Source organism: Dehalococcoidales bacterium, from assembly GCA_035529395.1.
Lineage (GTDB): Bacteria > Chloroflexota > Dehalococcoidia > Dehalococcoidales > Fen-1064 > DUES01.
The window spans coordinates 1-17,843 of the sequence record DATKWT010000047.1 but is presented as its reverse complement, the minus strand read 5'-3'; the positions used below and the strand labels follow the sequence as shown (position 1 = coordinate 17,843).

At 56.2% G+C, this 17,843-nt stretch carries 20 protein-coding genes; 9 read left to right on the top strand and 11 right to left on the bottom strand.

Annotation, left to right across the window (positions count from 1 at the left end; translation table 11 throughout):
- The 6 genes from VMW13_03230 to VMW13_03205 all read right to left on the bottom strand — a co-directional run.
- On the bottom strand, positions 1-1,026 hold a 1,026-nt coding region (locus VMW13_03230), incomplete at its 3' end, for a hypothetical protein (GenBank protein HUV43825.1).
- A gap of 475 nt (positions 1,027-1,501) precedes the next feature.
- Positions 1,502-2,296 carry an enoyl-CoA hydratase/isomerase family protein gene (locus VMW13_03225; protein ID HUV43824.1) on the bottom strand — a complete coding sequence of 265 codons (795 nt, stop codon included), beginning with the start codon at positions 2,294-2,296 and terminating at the stop codon, positions 1,502-1,504.
- A 687-nt stretch (positions 2,297-2,983) separates the two neighbouring features.
- Positions 2,984-3,124, bottom strand: coding sequence for a DUF5679 domain-containing protein (locus tag VMW13_03220; protein ID HUV43823.1), 141 nt, complete (start codon positions 3,122-3,124; stop codon positions 2,984-2,986).
- 125 nt (positions 3,125-3,249) lie between these two features.
- Complete coding sequence (locus VMW13_03215) at positions 3,250-3,483, bottom strand: hypothetical protein (protein ID HUV43822.1); 234 nt, start codon at positions 3,481-3,483, stop codon at positions 3,250-3,252.
- A gap of 21 nt (positions 3,484-3,504) precedes the next feature.
- The gene (locus VMW13_03210) at positions 3,505-3,822 is read right to left on the bottom strand and encodes a type II toxin-antitoxin system PemK/MazF family toxin (protein ID HUV43821.1); all 318 of its coding nucleotides are present in this window, start codon (positions 3,820-3,822) and stop codon (positions 3,505-3,507) included.
- Positions 3,823-4,074, bottom strand: coding sequence for a ribbon-helix-helix protein, CopG family (locus tag VMW13_03205; protein ID HUV43820.1), 252 nt, complete (start codon positions 4,072-4,074; stop codon positions 3,823-3,825). It lies immediately after the preceding gene.
- Positions 4,075-4,319: 245 nt separating this feature from the next.
- On the opposite strand from VMW13_03205, the gene VMW13_03200 reads away from it, so the two are divergent.
- The 8 genes from VMW13_03200 to VMW13_03165 all read left to right on the top strand — a co-directional run bounded on the left by VMW13_03200 (position 4,320) and on the right by VMW13_03165 (position 11,262).
- Positions 4,320-5,246, top strand: a complete 927-nt coding sequence (locus tag VMW13_03200) for a 4Fe-4S dicluster domain-containing protein (GenBank protein ID HUV43819.1) — start codon at positions 4,320-4,322, stop codon at positions 5,244-5,246.
- Positions 5,243-5,593, top strand: a complete 351-nt coding sequence (locus VMW13_03195) for a 4Fe-4S binding protein (GenBank protein ID HUV43818.1) — start codon at positions 5,243-5,245, stop codon at positions 5,591-5,593. The genes VMW13_03200 and VMW13_03195 overlap by 4 nt, the downstream gene beginning before the upstream one ends.
- A gap of 60 nt (positions 5,594-5,653) precedes the next feature.
- A complete protein-coding gene (locus VMW13_03190; GenBank protein ID HUV43817.1) occupies positions 5,654-6,298 on the top strand; it encodes a DUF1326 domain-containing protein in 645 nt (214 codons plus the stop codon).
- A gap of 116 nt (positions 6,299-6,414) precedes the next feature.
- A complete protein-coding gene (locus VMW13_03185; GenBank protein HUV43816.1) occupies positions 6,415-6,600 on the top strand; it encodes a DUF5679 domain-containing protein in 186 nt (61 codons plus the stop codon).
- 394 nt (positions 6,601-6,994) lie between these two features.
- Complete coding sequence (locus tag VMW13_03180) at positions 6,995-8,092, top strand: inositol-3-phosphate synthase (GenBank protein ID HUV43815.1); 1,098 nt, start codon at positions 6,995-6,997, stop codon at positions 8,090-8,092.
- A 61-nt stretch (positions 8,093-8,153) separates the two neighbouring features.
- Entirely contained in the window at positions 8,154-9,311 is a 1,158-nt protein-coding gene (locus VMW13_03175; GenBank protein ID HUV43814.1) for a glycosyltransferase family 4 protein, read from the top strand.
- 55 nt (positions 9,312-9,366) lie between these two features.
- Positions 9,367-9,966, top strand: a complete 600-nt coding sequence (locus VMW13_03170; protein HUV43813.1) for a CDP-alcohol phosphatidyltransferase family protein — start codon at positions 9,367-9,369, stop codon at positions 9,964-9,966.
- 12 nt (positions 9,967-9,978) lie between these two features.
- Complete coding sequence (locus VMW13_03165; protein ID HUV43812.1) at positions 9,979-11,262, top strand: adenylosuccinate synthase; 1,284 nt, start codon at positions 9,979-9,981, stop codon at positions 11,260-11,262.
- A 642-nt stretch (positions 11,263-11,904) separates the two neighbouring features.
- Here the strand turns inward: VMW13_03165 and dapA are convergent.
- The 5 genes from dapA to rpsO all read right to left on the bottom strand — a co-directional run bounded on the left by dapA (position 11,905) and on the right by rpsO (position 17,195).
- Positions 11,905-12,792, bottom strand: coding sequence for a 4-hydroxy-tetrahydrodipicolinate synthase (gene dapA, locus VMW13_03160; protein HUV43811.1), 888 nt, complete (start codon positions 12,790-12,792; stop codon positions 11,905-11,907).
- Between the two features lie 4 nt (positions 12,793-12,796).
- Positions 12,797-13,822, bottom strand: a complete 1,026-nt coding sequence (locus VMW13_03155) for an aspartate-semialdehyde dehydrogenase (GenBank protein HUV43810.1) — start codon at positions 13,820-13,822, stop codon at positions 12,797-12,799.
- Entirely contained in the window at positions 13,819-14,625 is an 807-nt protein-coding gene (gene dapB / locus VMW13_03150; protein ID HUV43809.1) for a 4-hydroxy-tetrahydrodipicolinate reductase, read from the bottom strand. Before dapB ends, VMW13_03155 begins: the two co-directional genes overlap by 4 nt.
- Before the next feature lie 23 nt (positions 14,626-14,648).
- Positions 14,649-16,841 (bottom strand): polyribonucleotide nucleotidyltransferase, encoded by a 2,193-nt coding sequence (locus tag VMW13_03145; GenBank protein ID HUV43808.1) that lies wholly within the window; start codon positions 16,839-16,841, stop codon positions 14,649-14,651.
- A gap of 90 nt (positions 16,842-16,931) precedes the next feature.
- Positions 16,932-17,195: a 30S ribosomal protein S15 gene (gene rpsO / locus VMW13_03140; protein ID HUV43807.1), complete on the bottom strand. Its 264-nt coding sequence runs from the start codon at positions 17,193-17,195 to the stop codon at positions 16,932-16,934.
- A gap of 128 nt (positions 17,196-17,323) precedes the next feature.
- On the opposite strand from rpsO, the gene VMW13_03135 reads away from it, so the two are divergent.
- Positions 17,324-17,843: macro domain-containing protein (locus tag VMW13_03135; protein HUV43806.1), on the top strand; the 520-nt coding region annotated here is incomplete at its 3' end.

The following is a 17,843-nucleotide window of genomic DNA, read 5'->3' as shown; positions in this document are numbered from 1 at the left end:
GCCGGTGAGGGCCACTGGCAGCAGCGCGCTGCCGCCGTTAATGGTGATGGCGGTGTCATTTGCACCGGCCAGGGTCGCGTCGACCGCGAAGGTGCAGTCGCTGACGGACACTCCGGCCTGGTTGATGATGAGGGCACTGTCCTGGACCGCGCCACCGGCGAGCACATTATCCAGGGTGGTATCGAAGGTGCTGTTGGTGACGCTGGCGTAGGCAGTGGGAGCAGCCACGTTGAAGGCAAGCAGGCCGGCTGCTTCCGCGACTGCGGTATATAGCGAGCCTGCCTTGGTGAAGACGCAGCCCGTGATTACGGATTTGTCGCCCGTGACGTTGACTGTGGGGTTGGCGACTCCAGCGACCGCGTTGGCCAGGGTCAGGCCACTGATCGTGGTTGACGCCTGGGTGACCGCCCAGTTGCCGGTGACGAGAGTGTTAGCAGCCGAACTGGAGGATATGATCGTCATGCCGGTGAATCCGGCCGGCGTGTTCGGGCTCTCGTTGTAGGTACCCGGGCCTATCTTGACCGTGAAGCCCGCTCCGGCGGCGTTTAAGGAAGTCTGGATGGCACCGGCGCCTGTGTTGGAGGCCATCAGGATACCGGTGGGGTTGTAGACCTCGACGATACCGGGTAGAGCGGGAACGACGGGGGCGGTCAGGACGTAGGCCTGCGAAGCGACCGCGGTGGTATCACCGGTCTGGTTCGTCTTGACGGTCAGCGTATAGCTGGCGATTGCCGACGGGTTGGTGACTACCAGGTTGTTGAACTTGATGCGAACCGTGGCACCTTCACCGATGCCGTTGGGGAACGCTGGCGCCGCGCCTGTGGTGACGGTCATGGCGACGATCGGGCCAGCCAGGGTTGACCCAGCGGTCGTGGCGATTTGGGTCGGATCCCAGTTCTGTACCGGTATTGCTGTGCCAAAGCCGGCCGTGGCCTGGAGGGTGATGTCACCCGCGACCCACGCAGCGGTGATGGGTACGGTGGTACCTATCGGGAACTGGACAGTAACGATGCCCGTAGCCGGCACGGCCGCGACGACATCAAACGTGATGGTGTAGTTCGACGTCTGGCTGATAACCGGGTTGGTCAGAATGACGCTCGGCGAGCTCACAGCGCCTGCCAGCGGAGCAATAATCAAACTGCCCAGCATGGCCAGGGTTACTGCCACACCTAATATTTTAGAAAATCTCTTTTTCATCGACCTTTAATTTTTCCTCCTTAGATTACTTGTCTCTGTAAAACGAACACAATTAGCCTCCAGAAGAGACCCTGCTCTTTACGGAGACAACGATTGTTTCTCAGTATAACCTGTTGGTCCCGTACAATCTCCCCTTTGCGGGCTGCTTCAATACTACACCTCCTTTTACACGCAGTCATACTTGCCTCACGGCAGTACAAGCTCAGTATACCACAATGGAGTTATTTGTCAAGTCTTTTTGCATGTTATTGTAAAGTATTTTATGGTAAAGCTGCTGTTTCACACTATCTGTCACCGAGTGGTGCTACCTCCCTCTGTATATCGGGGGTCTCTTCTCGGCGAATGCCTGTGCGCCTTCAAGATGGTCCTCGGTCTCCATCAGGCCGGGGCCGGTCGTAGCCATGAAGTCGGCGAGACGGTGCGGTTCAAACATGGCGCGATAGAAAGCCTGTTTGACCGCCTGCTGGGCCAGAGGAGCAGCCTGCAGCAGCTTCCGGGCCACCGCTTGTGCCTCTTCCATGAGGTGCTCCTGAGATACTATCCGGCTGACCAGTCCGATGCTGTCTGCTTCGGCAGCATCGATTAGCTCACCGGACATCATCATCTCCAGGGCACGGGAAGCCCCCACCAGGTGCGGCAGCATCATGATTCCCACCGGGTAAGTACCAATCATGCCTCGTCGTACGTAGAAATATCCGAATTTGGCGTTTTCCGAGGCAATCCTGATATCACACTGCAAAGCAATCTCGAAGCCGGCACCGACCGCAGGTCCATTTATCGCACCGATGACCGGCTTGAAGATTCCTTCGAAATACGTAGGGGTCCGGATGCCTTGCAGACGGGCGAGCTTACCCTTGCGACGGCGTTCTTCGCGGTCTTCACCCAGGAAAATCTCCTTAACGTCATCGCCGGCATGGAAGCCACGGCCGGCCCCGGTGACTATCAGCACTCTGACCTCGTCATCGTGGTTAGCTTCCTGTATAGCCTGCCTTGTTTCCTGGCTCTGCTGGTAGTTCTGGGCATTCATTACATGGGGACGGTTGAAAGTAAGGGTAGCAATTTCCCCTTCTTTCTTGTAGATTACTGTTTCGTAGGACATACTCCAACTTCCTCTTTCAGATTAGTACCCTGTCTCGGAAATACGTTGCTTCATTCTCTTTCGTCTCCCCCTGTGCAAAGGGATTAAGGGGGTCTAAAATCCCTCTCAATCTCCCTTTACGAAAGGGAGAGGTTATGGGAAGAGAGAGATTCTGCGCCATTGACTACAATGGCGTGCCGCCGGACAGAGAGAAATTCTGCGCCATTGACTACAATGGCGTGCCGCCGGACAGAGGGAAACGTCAAGGGGGACACCCCCTTGCAATCCCTCTCAGTCTCCCTTTACGAAAGGGAGAGGTTATGGGAAGAGAGAGATTCTGCGCCATTGACTACAATGGCGTGCCGCCGGACAGAGGGAAACGTCAAGGGGGACACCCCCTTGCACCCCCGTTCCAAAGGGGGCGCCTCTCAGAAGAGGCGAGACCCCTCTGGACAACCCAAAATGGTGTGAAGGACAATTTCCGGCAGGGTTTATTCGCACCTAAAAGGGAGTATCTCACTATTCTGGTAAGAGCCTGGGGAAATGACCCGAGGCTCATCTTTTTTCAGCACCCTGCCAGCTTCTGCTGCAAACTACTCCGCAGTGCTTCCGTTGGTCTCTTGAATAGCACAATTTATTCTGGGAAGTGCCGGATATTTCCTGCGGACATCCAGCCTCCTCATCGAGACGGACTACGGAATACCGGCGTCAACTCTTGCCGATTCGGAACATCTTGGTGCCACACTGAGGGCAGATACCTTGTGTTGCCGGTTTTCCGTTCTTCATGGTGATTGCCCTGGCGTCCTTCATCTCTCTCTTGGCACGGCACTTCATGCAGTATGCTTCCATACAATTCCCTCCCCTGTTTTCGCCAAGCCTACGACATTCACATCTTCATGTCAAGCAGCGTTGTATCGTGCAGAGGTTCGGACCGAGCCTGCGCCACGAATAGAGCACCAGCCGGTCAAAGGGCATCAGTGCCCGTCCGCTTGTTCTCGCTTGGCCTTGTCCAGCTTCTCCGTGAGCTGGCGCTTCCACGCCTGTATTTCAACCAGCCTGCTCTCAATCCACTTGTACTTTGCCGCCTTCTCTCCGGTAAGAGCCTGACGGCCAGAGGCCGTCAGGAGCCTGACCTCCGCGTTAAGGTTGTCCTCTTCCCTGGTCAGCCTGGCAAGTCTGTCCTGCAGGTCGTAAACTTTCGGGTCCACGGTTACCTCCATTTAATCATTTCAAGTCCACAGGTCAAGAGCAAAAGTAATTGCTTGCACCACTGCAGTCATCTTCCCGGTAGACAGTGTAGTAATTCGTTCAATTAACCTGGCCTTAGGAATGGTGATGATGTTATCCAGGTTCACCACACACTTAACCGGCATCCCGTCTTCCTGCCCAAGTACCACTTCAACAGGAATATCACGGATGGTACGCGTAATTACGGCGGTAGTAACCGACGTTCTCACACTATACGCGGCATCTCTGGATAGTAAAAGAACCGGGCGTCTGCCAACAGGCGGAGGTAGTTCAGCCCACCATATCTCACCCCGGAGCATTTACCATGACTCCCTGGATATCGTCTCTCCGACCGCAGTTACCTGAGCTTCACCCAGTTCCGCTTCCTCCGGGATTCTCTGATATCCCAGCTTGTAGACTTTATCCATTTCTTCCTGTTTGGCCTGCCGCAAGTAAGTCCGGCAAGCCTGGCGAATCAGTTCTGACCTGGCTCTACGCTGCTTCCTGGAAAGATTGTCCAACTCCTCCAGAAGCCCCTCGTCGACAGGAACCTGTATCACTTTCTTGGCCATCTCAACCCCTACACTAATGTTACACAATAACTATACACATAGTATTACACAATGTCAATGAATCATGTTGGTGGGCCATTCGGAACAGTCCCCGAACTTTTATTTGAGAAGAAGCAACTCATCGTGGTGCGGGCCTGCCCCAAACGGTTCGAACGAGTTTACATGGGCAATCCCGGGTAATACGCGTACTCAAGGTAGTAGTTTGTCAGTGTGGTATAATTACCGCAATACTGGGAGGGTATAGTATGTGTGAAGAGTGTATGAGTCATGCTTTGGCAACTGTCTACGGTGAGGAGCAGGCCAGGTGGTACTTCAGTCCACACGCCTATGACCACGAAGCGTTCCTGGCATCGCTGGACAAAGAGATAGAATATGGGGCCCAGTACGAGATTCTGAATGCCGTCAATCCGGGGAAATACGGAGTTGAATGGGTGAAAAAGGTGGTCCAGGGCGGGCGTACGGCCCAGGTCGTCACCCTGGAGGAAGCACTCGAACTCTTACGCATAGCTGCGGAGGCGAACAAAGAGGATGAGGACTTCCGCTGCATAAACATGTCGTGTATCTGTAAAAGGACCCGGGGTGGTGATATCAGCGAGCCGGTGTGCATGTTTTTCCTGCACCGCGCGAAGCCTGAGGACCCCCATGACAGGGAGGGCAGGCATGCCGGGCAGCGTGTCTTCAAGACGGGAGAGCAAGAGACCTTTTACGAGTTTGACGCCGCAGACTCAGACAAGATGAGGGAGCTGCTACTGGACTTCGAGAAAAGACTGGGGCTGGTACATACTGTATTTACGATTGGTTTTCCCTATATCATCACCTTATGTAATTGCGAGATGCCCTATTGTCACTCCATGAGGCAGCGGTTTCTGTACGGTATTCCGGAGGCATTCGTCGAGGGGCACTATGTGGCCAGCGTGAACAATGACAGGTGTACCGGATGCGGCAAGTGCCAGCAGCAATGCAGCTTTGGGGCCATCAGGTTAGACCGGGCGCTGAAGAAGGTTACTACTATGGTTACCAGATGCATGGGGTGTGGTATATGTCGCAGTGTGTGCCCCACCGATGCTATTGAGATGGTGGAGCGTGAGAAGGTAACACTGCTGCCGGCACGGGAACCGGTCGGTCTGCAGAAGCTGCACAAGGAGGGCGTGGAAAAGGAGGTTAAGAAATGAGAGAGGATATCGAGCGTATCCGCAAAGCAGACACCTCCGGATATCCTGAACTGAAGATATTGGAAGAGTACAAACGGGCCCCACTAATCACTATCGGTGAAGAGTGCACACAACCCCAGGAATGCCGCAAGTGCATGGAGATATGTGCCCCGAAGGTGTTTCTTCTAGCCCCCGATGCCAGGATAGTATCGCATACAAAGTATCCCTTAATCAGGACGGGTTGGGAGGAGAGGGGACATGATGCGATGAGGATAATCGCAGCGGAACCCACATTATGCACGTCCTGTATGGCCTGTGTGCGGGTGTGCCCGCTCGATTGTATAACCATCGAGACACCTGCGGAGTAACCACAACCGAGCCGAATACCTCAAACTTCCGGATATTAGAATTGTGAGAGGAGTTTACAGATGACCGAGGAAAAGCTTGAATGGATGGTGAGTGGCGACTGTGTGGAGGGCTGCACTTCGCCGCCTGTCTGCCCCGGGTACTGGGCATCACCTTTTCCCAAAGACTTGCATGACGGCGTAAGCCAGTGCGAAGGGGTATGGTCTTTCAATATCAGGAAGGGATATTATCGGGATATTAACCTGGACGGCCTGAAGGTATGCTATACCTTCAATGCTCCCGCAGGGTTCCCCGAAGTAATGGGGCCGTGGAGGTGTATCATCTATATAGATGATGCGGCAAACGATGGACAGGCAGAGGCCCTGGAGAAGATTTACAGAGAATGCTGGGCACGTATGGGAGAGGTGCTCAAGGTTAAGAGGGGAGAAATTTCATTTACCAGGGAGCTGATAGATGGCGGTCCGGCAGCCAGACATGCCGTGGAGATAAAGGGAGTCTATAACTTCAAAATGGATCCCCTGCTGACAGGGATGGATAAAAAGCCAAGATACATCGTCTCCGGGTTTGGTGGTAAAATATACGTAGGTAAGTCCGAGATAAACGAATTCAAGGATGCCGACCTTCCCCATACCTGGAACCGGCCCGGAATGAGCTGCACTTATCATGACTTCACCCTTAGTCCGAAAAAACCCTTCTGGCAGCCATAGCCGGCTGACCCGCTCCCTAGAAGGAATACGACCTGTCAGGGTATAATTGTCCCTGGTTCTACGTCGATAAATATGAACTGGAACCTCGCGGGTTGGCTTGACAGCTACGCCTTGATGTGATAAACATAATTGGGGTTCATCTTGAAAGGGGGTACCGGCGGTTGGAGGCGTATTGTTTCAAGTGCAGAAAGAAAGTAGACATCAAGAACGCAGAGAAGGTTACCCTGAAGAACGGTAGACCGGCTACGCGAGGGGTGTGCCCCGCGTGCGGAACCAAGGTCTTCCGTATCGGGAAGGGCTAGTTACCGGTTGGTTTCTGGAGAGCGCCTGGACAGTATGCCGAAATGGGCTATAGCGTCAGGCTGGCAAGAGTGCCCCGGAGATGCGTAACCGGGGTCTGGTTACCGCGAAGGCAGTAGATTAAGATGTCTTCGGCCTCCGGTGGGGGTGCCAATCGGATGCGGTGAGAGTGTTGTAACGGACCTGCTAATACGGGCGGATTGGTGTATTTCTGTCAGGTAAGCGGTCCTTTAGTTACAAACGAGTACGGTACGCGACTGCGACTTCTCTTACGTTCACATAATAACGGGGGTGATAATTCCACCCTGTTGTGTTTTTGGGGTTGGCGAGGCTGAAAAGGCCTGACAGGTTCTCTAGTCAGGCTATTATTGTGGCGAGACAGGAGGCGTTCGGACATTGGGTAAAATAAACGTGGCCATAATTGGTGTGGGTAACTGTGCATCATCGCTGGTGCAGGGGGTACACTACTACCGTGATGCCAAAGATGATGAATTCGTGCCGGGACTGATGCATGTCAATCTCGGGGGATATCACATTCGTGATATCAATTTCGTAGCTGCCCTTGATATCGACAAGAACAAGGTCGGTAAAGACCTGGCGCAGGCAATATTCACCAAGCCTAACAACACCTTCAAGTTCTGCGAGGTGCCGACCACCAAGGTGAAAGTCCAACGGGGTATGCTGCATGATGGTCTGGGGAAGTACCTGTCGCAGATGATAGAAAAGGCACCTGGCTCGACCGTGGATATTGTACAACTCCTCAAGGATACCGAGACGGATGTGGTCATAAACTACCTGCCGGTAGGTAGCGAGGAGGCAACCAAGTGGTACGTGGAGCAGGTGCTGGAGGCGGGATGTGGGCTCATCAACTGTATTCCTGTCTTCATTGCCCGGGAGGAGTACTGGCAGCAACGTTTCGAGAAGAAGGGCCTGCCGGTTATCGGCGATGATATTAAGTCCCAGGTGGGGGCAACTATTGTCCACCGGGTCCTGACGAGGTTGTTCCGAGACCGCGGGGTCAAACTGGAGCGGACATATCAGCTCAACTTCGGCGGCAACACCGACTTCTATAACATGCTGGAGAGAGAGCGCCTGGAGTCGAAGAAGATATCCAAGACCAATTCGGTCACCTCTCAGCTTGACTATGATCTGGGTGCGGAGAACATCCATGTCGGTCCGAGTGACTATGTTCCCTGGCTCCTGGACCGCAAGTACTGCCATATCAAGATGGAGGGCCGGACCTTTGGTGATGTCCCGCTCAATGTCGAGTTGAAGCTGGAGGTATGGGACAGCCCGAACTCTGCGGGTGTTGTAATCGACGCTATCAGGTGCTGCAAACTCGCCCTTGAACGCGGACTGAAGGGGACGCTGGTAGGGCCGGCAGCCTATTTTATGAAATCACCTCCCATTCAGTACTCTGATGATGAAGCGCACCGGATGGTGGAGGAGTTCATCGTCACGAATACCGGAGATGCGAAGACGAAGGAAGAATAGCTGGCCCGTTTGAGCGCTCTTGCGGTGCTGAATATGAGGGTAGGGGCTCAGGTAACCGGTGATGAAAATAGCATTGGTGTCTCCCTATGATTTTGCTCACCCGGGTGGGGTTACCAATCACATTTCCTCACTGGACCTGCAACTCACACGCATGGGTCATGATGTCAAGGTCATTGCTCCTGCGTCCCGCGTCGTCAGGGACTTCGGGGACAGATTCATTGCCATCGGTAGACCCTTTCCCATTCCCAGTAGCGATTCCATCATCCGTGTCTCCATCTCAATGCACCTGGCGCCGGCGATAAAAGAGGTGCTTGCCAGGGAACAGTTCGACATTATCCACCTCCACGAGCCCTTCATGCCGATGCTGTGCAGCGCCATGGTACGGTTTTCCAATACGGTCACCGTGGGGACCTTTCATGCTGCGGAGGGTAAACCGGGTTATAACTGGGGCAGGCCTATCAGCACATGGCTGATACGCCAGCGACTGCATAATCTTCACGGTCGGATAGCCGTTTCGAAACCGGCTCAGGAATACCATAGTAAGTATATTCCGGGGTCTTATGAGATAATCCCTAATGGTATCGACCTGGAGCGCTTCTCCGATAGCGTTACGCCCATGGAGAGATTCCAGGACGGGAAGCTGAATATCCTGTTCGTGGGGCGGCTGGAGTTCCGCAAGGGTCTGAACTACCTGCTGAACGCCTTCCTGCTGGTGAAGCAGGAAATCCCGGAGTCGCGGTTGATAGTCGTGGGACCCGGCACGAGGCTGCGGAAGCGGTACGAAAGGTGGATTGAGAAGACCGGCCTGAAGGACGTGGTGTTCGTTGGCTATGTGTCCAACGAGGACAAGGCGCGGTACTACAAGACAGCTGATATCTTCTGCGCCCCGGCAACCAGCCGAGAAAGCTTCGGTATCGTATTGCTTGAGGCCATGGCTACCGGTAAACCGGTTGTGGCTACCAATATACCGGGGTATGCCAGCGTGGTGAGCGATGGTGAGGATGGTTTACTGGTGCCACCGCAGAACTACCAGGAACTGGCCCGGGCACTGCTCACCCTGCTAAATGACGAAGCACTGCGCAAGCAAATGGGTGCCAGGGGAGAGGCTAAGTCCAGAGACTATAGCTGGGAGCTTGTTGCCCGCAGGATAATGGACTACTACCTTCGCGTAATCGGTGAAGTCCGTGGGAAGGACGCCGCGGACGCGATGACGGGATAGTCAGGCGGTAATAGTGTATGGATTGGATGATGCGACGCGGCAGGGACGGCGGCCAGTGACGACGCTAGTCGAAGTCCGCAAAACCCTGGCTTACTACCTTACCCGGCCGCTGGTCAGACTACTGGCCAGGACCCCAATCACACCCAATGTGATAACCTGGTTCGGCGTACTCATCGCCGCAGGCGCGGGTGTACTGATTGCCCTGGGACATCCTTTTGCTGCCGGCTTCGTCGTGCTGTTTGGTGGGTTCTTCGATACCATAGACGGGGCGCTGGCCCGCTATACCGGGCAAACAAGCCGGTTCGGGGCAATACTGGATTCCACGCTGGACCGTCTTGGCGAGGCAGTGGTACTGCTTGGGCTTATGGTGATGTATGCCGGGCAACAGTCTACTGCCGGGGTTGTGGTTGTGGGTACCGTCTGGGTGGCGTCAGTGCTGGTGAGCTATATCCGGGCAAGGGCGGAGGCGATGGGCCTGGAGTGTGAAGTGGGGCTCTTCACGCGGTCGGAGCGTGTGGTCGTGCTGGTGCTGGGCCTCCTGCTCAGCCCCATTGGCAATGCCCTGTTCATTACCCTTTGTGTCATTGCCGCGCTGAGTGTGGTGACGGTAGCGCAGAGATTGCTTCACGTCTGGCGGCAAACAAAAACAGGATAGATTGGAGATACTATGCCGGTCATTGCAGTTATAGGTGCCCAGTGGGGTGACGAGGGAAAAGGAAAGGTAGTCGATATGCTGGCAGAGAGCGCGGACCTGGTAATCCGGTTCTCCGGCGGGGATAACGCCGGGCATACCGTTATCAATCCCTTTGGCAAGTTTGCCCTGCACCTCGTCCCATCCGGTATCTTCTCGGCCAAGGCTACCTGCATCCTGGGCAACGGGATGGTGATAAATCCGGCGGTACTCATTTCCGAGATAGACCAGCTTCAGGAACGGGGTATTAACACCTCCCGGCTGGTCATCAGTGACCGTGCCAACCTGATAATGCCCTATCACATCCTGCTCGACGGCCTGGAGGAGGAAGCGAGGGGTGGTAAGGCCATCGGCACTACCCGGAAGGGTATCGGACCTGCTTATTCGGACAAGGTGGCCAGGCTCGGTATCAGGGCCGGGGACCTTCTGGACAGCGAGGGATTCCGTGAGCGATTGAGCCACATTCTTGAGCATAAGAATGTTATCCTGACCAGGGTTTACGGTGCGGAGCCGCTATCACTGGAGCAGGTATACAGGGAGTATTGCCGGTACGGTGAGCGTCTTGCCCCCCATATCCGTGAGACGACGACTCTGCTGGAGGAGGCATTCAGCCGTGACGACCTGGTGTTGCTGGAGGGGGCCCAGGGGACGCTGCTCGACCCTGATTTCGGCACGTACCCCTACGGTACTTCTTCACCGCCGACAGCGGCAGGAGCTGTCCTCGGTTCGGGTATTAGCCCGGTCAGGTTGAACCGTGTCCTTGGTGTCTATAAGGCCTACTGCTCGAGGGTTGGCTCCGGTCCGTTCCCCACCGAGTTGCAGGATGAGACCGGTGACCTCATCCGGGAGCGGGCGCATGAGTACGGCACCACCACCGGCAGGCCGCGCCGCTGCGGCTGGTTCGACGCCGTGGCCGCCCGTTTCAGCCACCGGGTGAATGGTTTCACCGGGATGGCGGTCACCCGGCTTGACATCCTGGATAATCTTCCACGGCTGAAGATATGCGTTGGGTATCAACTGGAGGGCAAAGAGATAGACTATTTCCCGGCAAACGTAAGCCTTCTGGAGAAGTGCCAGCCGGTCTATGAAGAGCTACCCGGGTGGGAGAAGTCTATAAGTGATGTCAGGAAGTATCAGCATCTACCGCCACAGGCTCGCCAGTATCTTGAGAGGCTTGAACAGCTTGTTTCCTGCCCGGTAAGTGTCATCTCCGTCGGGGCGTCACGGGAGCAGACCATCATCCACCGCGACATCCTGTAGGGGGGCTGAGCGGGCTAGACGGGAAGGCTGCTGAAAAAACCCTTTCGACCATCCCCCGTGCGGCCCATTCTTCCCCTTCCCCGTATTGGGAAGGGAATAAAGGGGATGGGGCGTACATGTATGATTCGATTTGGGTAGCCTAGCCAGATCTGGCGCCGCCAGACAGAGAGAAACGTCAAGGGGGGCACCCCCTTGAAATCCCCCTCGAAAGGGGTTACACCCCTCTCTAACACCCCAAAACGGTGTGAAGGATAATTTCCGGCAGGGTTTATTCGCACCTAAAAGGGAGTACCTCACTATTCTGGTAAGAGCTTGGGGAAATGACCCGAGGCGGAGAGTCCAGGGATTCCGTCTCTTCTGAGGAGCACCCCCTCTGGATTCCCCTTTTTCATCAGCCTGTGAAACTCTTCAGCCAGATGGGTGCGGCGGCAACTATTCTTTTAGAGAATAAATGCTGATGTTATCAGCGGCAGCGGGGTAGCTACCCTGATGGAGCAGAGAGTCGTGACGCCCACTATCGCAGCGACTGCCCCGACGAGGATAACGAGCACTGGCTGAAGAACATCGAAATATCCCAGCGCAACGGCGAGATGGAGCTAATACCGGTGCCCGCACAAAATTGACGGACAGGATGTGCGCCCACTACACGGGAAGGTCTATCCGGTAGTCCTTCATGGTGTCCCTGATGAGGGCGGCGGCCTTCTCGTCCGGTTCGGTGAGCGGCAGTCGCGGTTTTCCCACGTTGAAACCGGCATGGTTGAGGGCGTATTTCACCGGTATCGGGTTGGAGACTACGAAGAGGGCGTTCACCAGGGGCAGGAGACGGCGGTGTATCTCCGCTGCCTTGCCCGTCTGACCGTTGAGGAAGCTGTATATCATCTCGTTAATCTGCTTGCCGACGAGGTGGGAGGCGACACTGATGATGCCGTAGCCGCCTACAGCCAGTATCAGCAGGGTATCGGTATCATTACCGCTCCAGACGCGAAAGTTCCTGGTACCGCTGATAATCCTGGCGATATTTTCCAGGTTGCCGCTGGCTTCCTTAACGCCGATGATGTTGTCTATCTGGCTCAGCCTGATGGTAGTCTCGACTGACAGGCTGGTGACGGTGCGGGACGGCACATTGTAGGGGATGCAGGGCAGGGAGGTGCTCTCCGCGATGGCCTTGAAGTGCTGGTAAAGCCCCTCCTGGGTGGGCTTGTTGTAGTAGGGCACGACGAGCAGGCAGCCGTCCACGCCGGCCTTTTCGGCACCCCTGGTTGCCGCTATAGCCTCGACCGTATTGTTGCTACCGGTGCCGGCAATCACCGCACCACGGTCACCCACGGCGGACTTCACCTCGGCGAAGAGGCGCAGTTCCTCCTCCCTGTTGAGGGTCGGCGATTCTCCGGTCGTGCCGACAACCACCAGTCCTTCGCTTCCGGAGTCGAGCAGGGCCAGCGCCAGCTTCCTGGCCTGCTGGTAGTCAACTTCCCCCTTGTCGTCGAAGGGTGTCACCATTGCCGTAAGTAGTCGTCCCGGGTCCTTCATCTCACTAACCTCCGGAAGATAACCAGTCTCTCCTGGTCATCTCTTCGGCAATCTGTATGGCGTTCAGGGCGGCCCCCTTGCGCAGGTTATCGGACACTACCCACATTGCCAGACCGCTGGGATGGGACGCGTCCTGCCGGATGCGTCCGACGTACACTTCGTCGGTACCGGCGGCCAGCCATGCGTGGGGATAAAGGCTGACCGTGGTATCATCCAGCACCTTGACCCCCGGTGCCCGGGCAAGAATCTGCCGTGCCTCATCCGGGGACATGGGCCGGGAAAACTCAATGTTGACCGCTTCGCTGTGTCCGGTGAATACCGGGACACGCACACAGGTTGCCGAGATGGCGATTTCGTTGGCGTGCATTATCTTCCTGGTCTCCTCCACCATCTTCCACTCTTCCTTAGTGTAGGCATTGTCCAGGAAGACGTCTATCTCCGGCAGCACATTAAAGGCTATCTGATGGGGATAGACGCTGGAAACAACCTCCTGGCCTTCGAGTACCTGTTTGGTCTGCGTGGTCAGTTCCTCCACTGCGGCGGAACCGGTGCCCGATACGGCCTGGTAGGTATCAACAATAACCCGCTTGATTGGGTTGACCTTGTGCAGCGGGTACAGGGCAACCACCATCTGGATGGTAGAGCAATTCGGGTTGGCGATGATGCCCCGGTGCCATTTGATGTCTTCCGGGTTGACCTCGGGCACCACCAGCGGCACACCCGGGTCCATTCTGAAGGCCGAGCTATTGTCGACAACCACCGCTCCGGCACGCGCCGCCATCGGCGAGAAATACCGGCTGGTGTCACCGCCTGCCGAGAACAGGGCGATATCGATGTTCTCGAAGGACTCGGGGACGGTCTCCTCTACCTCAATCTCCTCATGCCTGACAAACAGCTTCCTGCCGGCGGAGCGGTCCGAAGCAAGCAACCTCACCGAGGACATGGGGAAGTCACGTTGTTCCAGTATCCTGATGAACTCCTGCCCGACAAGGCCGGTGGCCCCGACAATGGCGACTCTGTACTGTTTCATTTCGTTTTTTCCAGACCGAGTAGAGCGTCCAGCCCGCGTACCAGCCCCTTACGGCTGACGACATCTTTGACTGCCAGGATGACACCGGGCATGAAGCACTCCCGGCTGATGGTGTCATGGCGTACCGTCAGTGTCTGGCCTGCTGCCCCGAAAACGACCTCCTGGTGGGCCAGAAGACCGGGCAGACGGATACTGTGTATGTTAATACCCTCAACCGCTTCGCCGCGGCTGGGGAAGGACTGCTCTGCTGCCGCGGACTTGAGGAATGGCCTGCCACGCGCCCTGAGCATGTCCCGGGCGGTGTTCAGAGCCGTCCCCGACGGGGCGTCTGCCTTCCGGTCGTGGTGCAGTTCGGTTATCTCTGCGTAATCGAGATACCTGGCGGCGATGTTGGCCAGGTGCATCATAACGACTGCCCCCAGGGCGAAATTCGGTGCTACCACGGCACCAACCCCGCCGGCTGTGGTCAGGCGCTCGATTTCGTCGACATCATCAGCACTGAGTCCGGTGGTGCCGACTACCACGTTAACACCCCTGCTGGTAGCGGCACGCACAGCCGGTATGGTGGCACTGGCGGTGGTGAAGTCCACCAGGACATCCGGTTTGCACTCGGTGAGGATATGGTCCAGGTCGGTAGAGAAGGGTACGCTGCCGGAGCCGTCAGGTAGCTCAAGTCGGTCCGTGGTGACGCTCTGCTCGGTGGCACCAACCACCCCGGTTTCCGGTTCCTGGCACAGGGCACTGACTATTTCTTTGCCCATCCTGCCCAGTGCTCCCTGGACAACGACTCTGATGACGCTCATGGTTTAGCTCCTGTATTCTATGGTCACCGTCTGTCCTGGGGAAAGCGGGGGCGCTGCGGAGGCCGGGAATCGTTAGGCCTTCGCGTCGGATAGTTGCCGGGTGGCGGTCTGCGGTCGCCAGCCTGATCGGGTGCATCCTTCTCGAAGACAGCCTTCCGGGACAGGGCAATCTTGCCGTCTTCGTTCCTGATTACCTTAACCGTAATCTCATCACCGACCTTGACCTCGTCCTCAATGGTGGGAACCCGGTAGTTGGCCAGCTCACTGATATGGACCATGCCCTCTTTGCCGGGCAGGATTTCCACGAAAGCGCCGAAACTGAGCAGGCGGGTCACTTTTCCGGTGTATATGCTGCCGACCTCGATTTCCCTGGTCAGGCCTTCGATCATGGTTATCGCCTGCTGGGCGTTGGACTCATCGGTGGAGCCTATCAGTACCGTACCTTCGTTATCGACATCGATTGTGGTCTTGGTCTGTTCCTGAATCGACCGGATTGTCTTACCGCCAGGGCCGATAATGGCGCCAATCTTCTCAGTACTGATTGTCATCCTGTACATGCGTGGTGCATATTTACTGACCTCAGACCGGCTGGTGCTGATGGTCCGGTCCATTACATCCAGGATGGACATGCGGGCTTCGAGGGCCTGGTGCAGTGTCGCCTTAACAATTTCCATTGTGAGGCCTTTGAGCTTGGTGTCCATCTGCACTGCCGTGATTCCCTCGGTGGTGCCGGCCACCTTGAAGTCCATGTCGCCGTAGAAGTCTTCCATGCCCTCGAGGTCAGTAAGGACGGTGAAGTGGCCTTCGGTATCCGTGACCAGACCCATGGCAATACCGGCAACCGACCTGCTGATGGGAATACCGGCATCCATCAGTGACAGACTGCTGGCACAGACGCTGGCCATCGAGGTGCTGCCATTAGAACTGAGGACCTCGGAGACGAGGCGAATGGTATAGGGGAAGTCCGCGTCCCTGGGGAGTACCGGGACCAGCGCCCGCTCTGCGAGTGCGCCGTGTCCAATCTCACGTCGACCCGGCCCACCAACACGTCTCGCCTCTCCGACAGAGAACGGTGGGAAGTTATAGTGGTGCATGAAACGCTTCGACTCCTCTATACCGAGCCCGTCAAGCTGTTGTTCCTTCTTGACCGGACCGAGTGTAGCCAGGGTCAGTACCTGGGTGAGTCCACGGCTGAAGAGTCCCGAGCCATGGGTACGGGGGATAGTTCCGATTTCGCATTCTATCGGTCGCACCTCGGTAAGTCCACGTCCGCTGACTCGCTTTCCGTGGTCGAGTACGCCACTCCTGAGGGTTCTCTTGGCCTCACCTTCCAGGACGGATACAAGCTCTCCCTCGGAGAACTGTTCTCCAAGTTTGTCGCTAAGCTCTTTCTTGAGCCCGTCCAGTATGCGGTCACGCTCGAGCTTATCCGGCTGAAAGACAGCCTGCTCCAGCTTCGGCGCGATGATTGGCAGCACTTCCCGGGCTACCTCTGTGTCGGCTGCATCAGAGGACGGGGGTTCCTCTTTGGGTTTGCCCAGGTCTTCCCGCATCTTCTCCTGAAGCCTGATTATGTCCTGGTTTGCCTGGTGCCCGAACTCAATGGCCTGTAACACAAGCTCTTCCGAGACTTCCTGGCAGCCTGCTTCTATCATGACAACGGTATCTCTGGTGCTGGCTACAATGAGGTCAAGCCGGCTGAATTCCATCTGGGGAAGTGTGGGATTGAGTACCAGTTCGTCATTGATATAACCGACGTGAACCGCACCTACCGGACCGGCGAAGGGGATTTCCGACATATGAAGTACTGCCGAGCTGCCGATGAGGGCCAGTACGTCGGGGTCGTTCACGTGGTCTACGGATAGAACAGTGATAACCAGCTGAATTTCGCGGCGCCACTCCTTGGGCAGTAGCGGCCGTAGTGGCCGGTCGGTCATGCGGCTGGTCAGGGTTGCTTCCTGGCTGGGGCGTCCCTCGCGACGAATGAAACCACCGGGTATCTTGCCGGCGGCATATAATCTTTCCTCATAGTCAACGGTCAGGGGGAGAAAATCGACGCCCTCTCTGGGTTTTTCAGCGGCGCACAGTGTAACCAGGACAACGGTATCGCCCCATTGAACGGTAACCGCTTCGTCTGCCTGCCTGGCCAGCTTGCCAGTCTCGATGACAAGGTTCCTGCCTCCGACCTCACACTCGTAATTCCGGGTTTCTAACAATACATCCTCCTAGTGCTATCTCAACCTGCGTTCTTGCGCAGGTATTAGCTGCATTCTTATGCAAACTTTGTCTGCATTCTTATGCGGACTTTATTTACGTAATCCCAGACTCTTAATCAATCTGTGGTAGCGGCCGACACCCTCCCGGCTCAGGTAGGAGAGGAGCCTCCTTCTCTGTACTACCAGCCTGATAAGACCGCGTTGCGTACCGTAGTCGTGCCGGTTGGCTACCATATGCCCGGTCAACCGGTTTATCCTGTCGGTAAGCAGTGCTACCTGCACCTCGGTCGACCCGCTGTCTCCTTTGTGGACAGCGTACTTCTCAATGATTTCTTTCTTCTTTACCTTGTTCAATTCATGCTCCTGAGTCAATAAGTTCCATATTCATAATTCAATCAATTATAGCACACCGGGAATACGAGTGTAAACGACGCCCGGACTTGACAGGATACACGGATACGTGTATCGTTGGTATGGAGACTGTGCCCGGAAGGTGGGGCGTGGGCAGGATTGAGATAGAGCAGGGAGATATTGCCCGGTTTGAGGCGGGGGCCCTGGTGAATGCGGCCAACAACCGGCTCTGGATGGGTGGCGGTGTCGCCGGCGCCCTGAAGAGGGCTGGTGGTCCGGAGGTGGAAGCGGAGGCACTTGCCAGGGGGCCAATACCTGTCGGGGAGGCGGTGGCTACCACGGCGGGTGAACTAAGGGCGAAGTACGTCATCCACGCCGCAGTAATGGGCCAGGACCTGAGCACGGATGCGGAAAAGGTCCGGCAGGCGACGATGAGCAGTTTGCTCCGGGCTGATGAGCTCGACCTGGAAAGTATTGCCTTCCCCGCTCTGGGTACCGGTGTGGGGGGCTTTCCGCTGGGCGAGTGCGCCCGTATAATGATAGGGGAGGTGCGACGGCACCTGGCCGAAGGGAGCGGACTGGAGCGGGTAGTGTTTGTCCTCTACGATGAGCCGGCCTACCTTGTGTTCCGGCGGGAGCTGGAGCGGCAAG

What these genes read in the sequence shown, in the direction of transcription:
- VMW13_03225 (HUV43824.1), bottom strand. Translation starts at nt 2,296, where the DNA reads ATGTCCTACGAAACAGTAATCTACAAGAAAGAAGGGGAAATTGCTACC.
- VMW13_03220 (HUV43823.1), bottom strand. Translation starts at nt 3,124, where the DNA reads ATGGAAGCATACTGCATGAAGTGCCGTGCCAAGAGAGAGATGAAGGAC.
- VMW13_03210 (HUV43821.1), bottom strand. Translation starts at nt 3,822, where the DNA reads ATGCTCCGGGGTGAGATATGGTGGGCTGAACTACCTCCGCCTGTTGGC.
- VMW13_03205 (HUV43820.1), bottom strand. Translation starts at nt 4,074, where the DNA reads ATGGCCAAGAAAGTGATACAGGTTCCTGTCGACGAGGGGCTTCTGGAG.
- VMW13_03200 (HUV43819.1), top strand. Translation starts at nt 4,320, where the DNA reads ATGTGTGAAGAGTGTATGAGTCATGCTTTGGCAACTGTCTACGGTGAG.
- VMW13_03195 (HUV43818.1), top strand. Translation starts at nt 5,243, where the DNA reads ATGAGAGAGGATATCGAGCGTATCCGCAAAGCAGACACCTCCGGATAT.
- VMW13_03190 (HUV43817.1), top strand. Translation starts at nt 5,654, where the DNA reads ATGACCGAGGAAAAGCTTGAATGGATGGTGAGTGGCGACTGTGTGGAG.
- VMW13_03175 (HUV43814.1), top strand. Translation starts at nt 8,154, where the DNA reads ATGAAAATAGCATTGGTGTCTCCCTATGATTTTGCTCACCCGGGTGGG.
- VMW13_03165 (HUV43812.1), top strand. Translation starts at nt 9,979, where the DNA reads ATGCCGGTCATTGCAGTTATAGGTGCCCAGTGGGGTGACGAGGGAAAA.
- dapA (HUV43811.1), bottom strand. Translation starts at nt 12,792, where the DNA reads ATGAAGGACCCGGGACGACTACTTACGGCAATGGTGACACCCTTCGAC.
- VMW13_03155 (HUV43810.1), bottom strand. Translation starts at nt 13,822, where the DNA reads ATGAAACAGTACAGAGTCGCCATTGTCGGGGCCACCGGCCTTGTCGGG.
- dapB (HUV43809.1), bottom strand. Translation starts at nt 14,625, where the DNA reads ATGAGCGTCATCAGAGTCGTTGTCCAGGGAGCACTGGGCAGGATGGGC.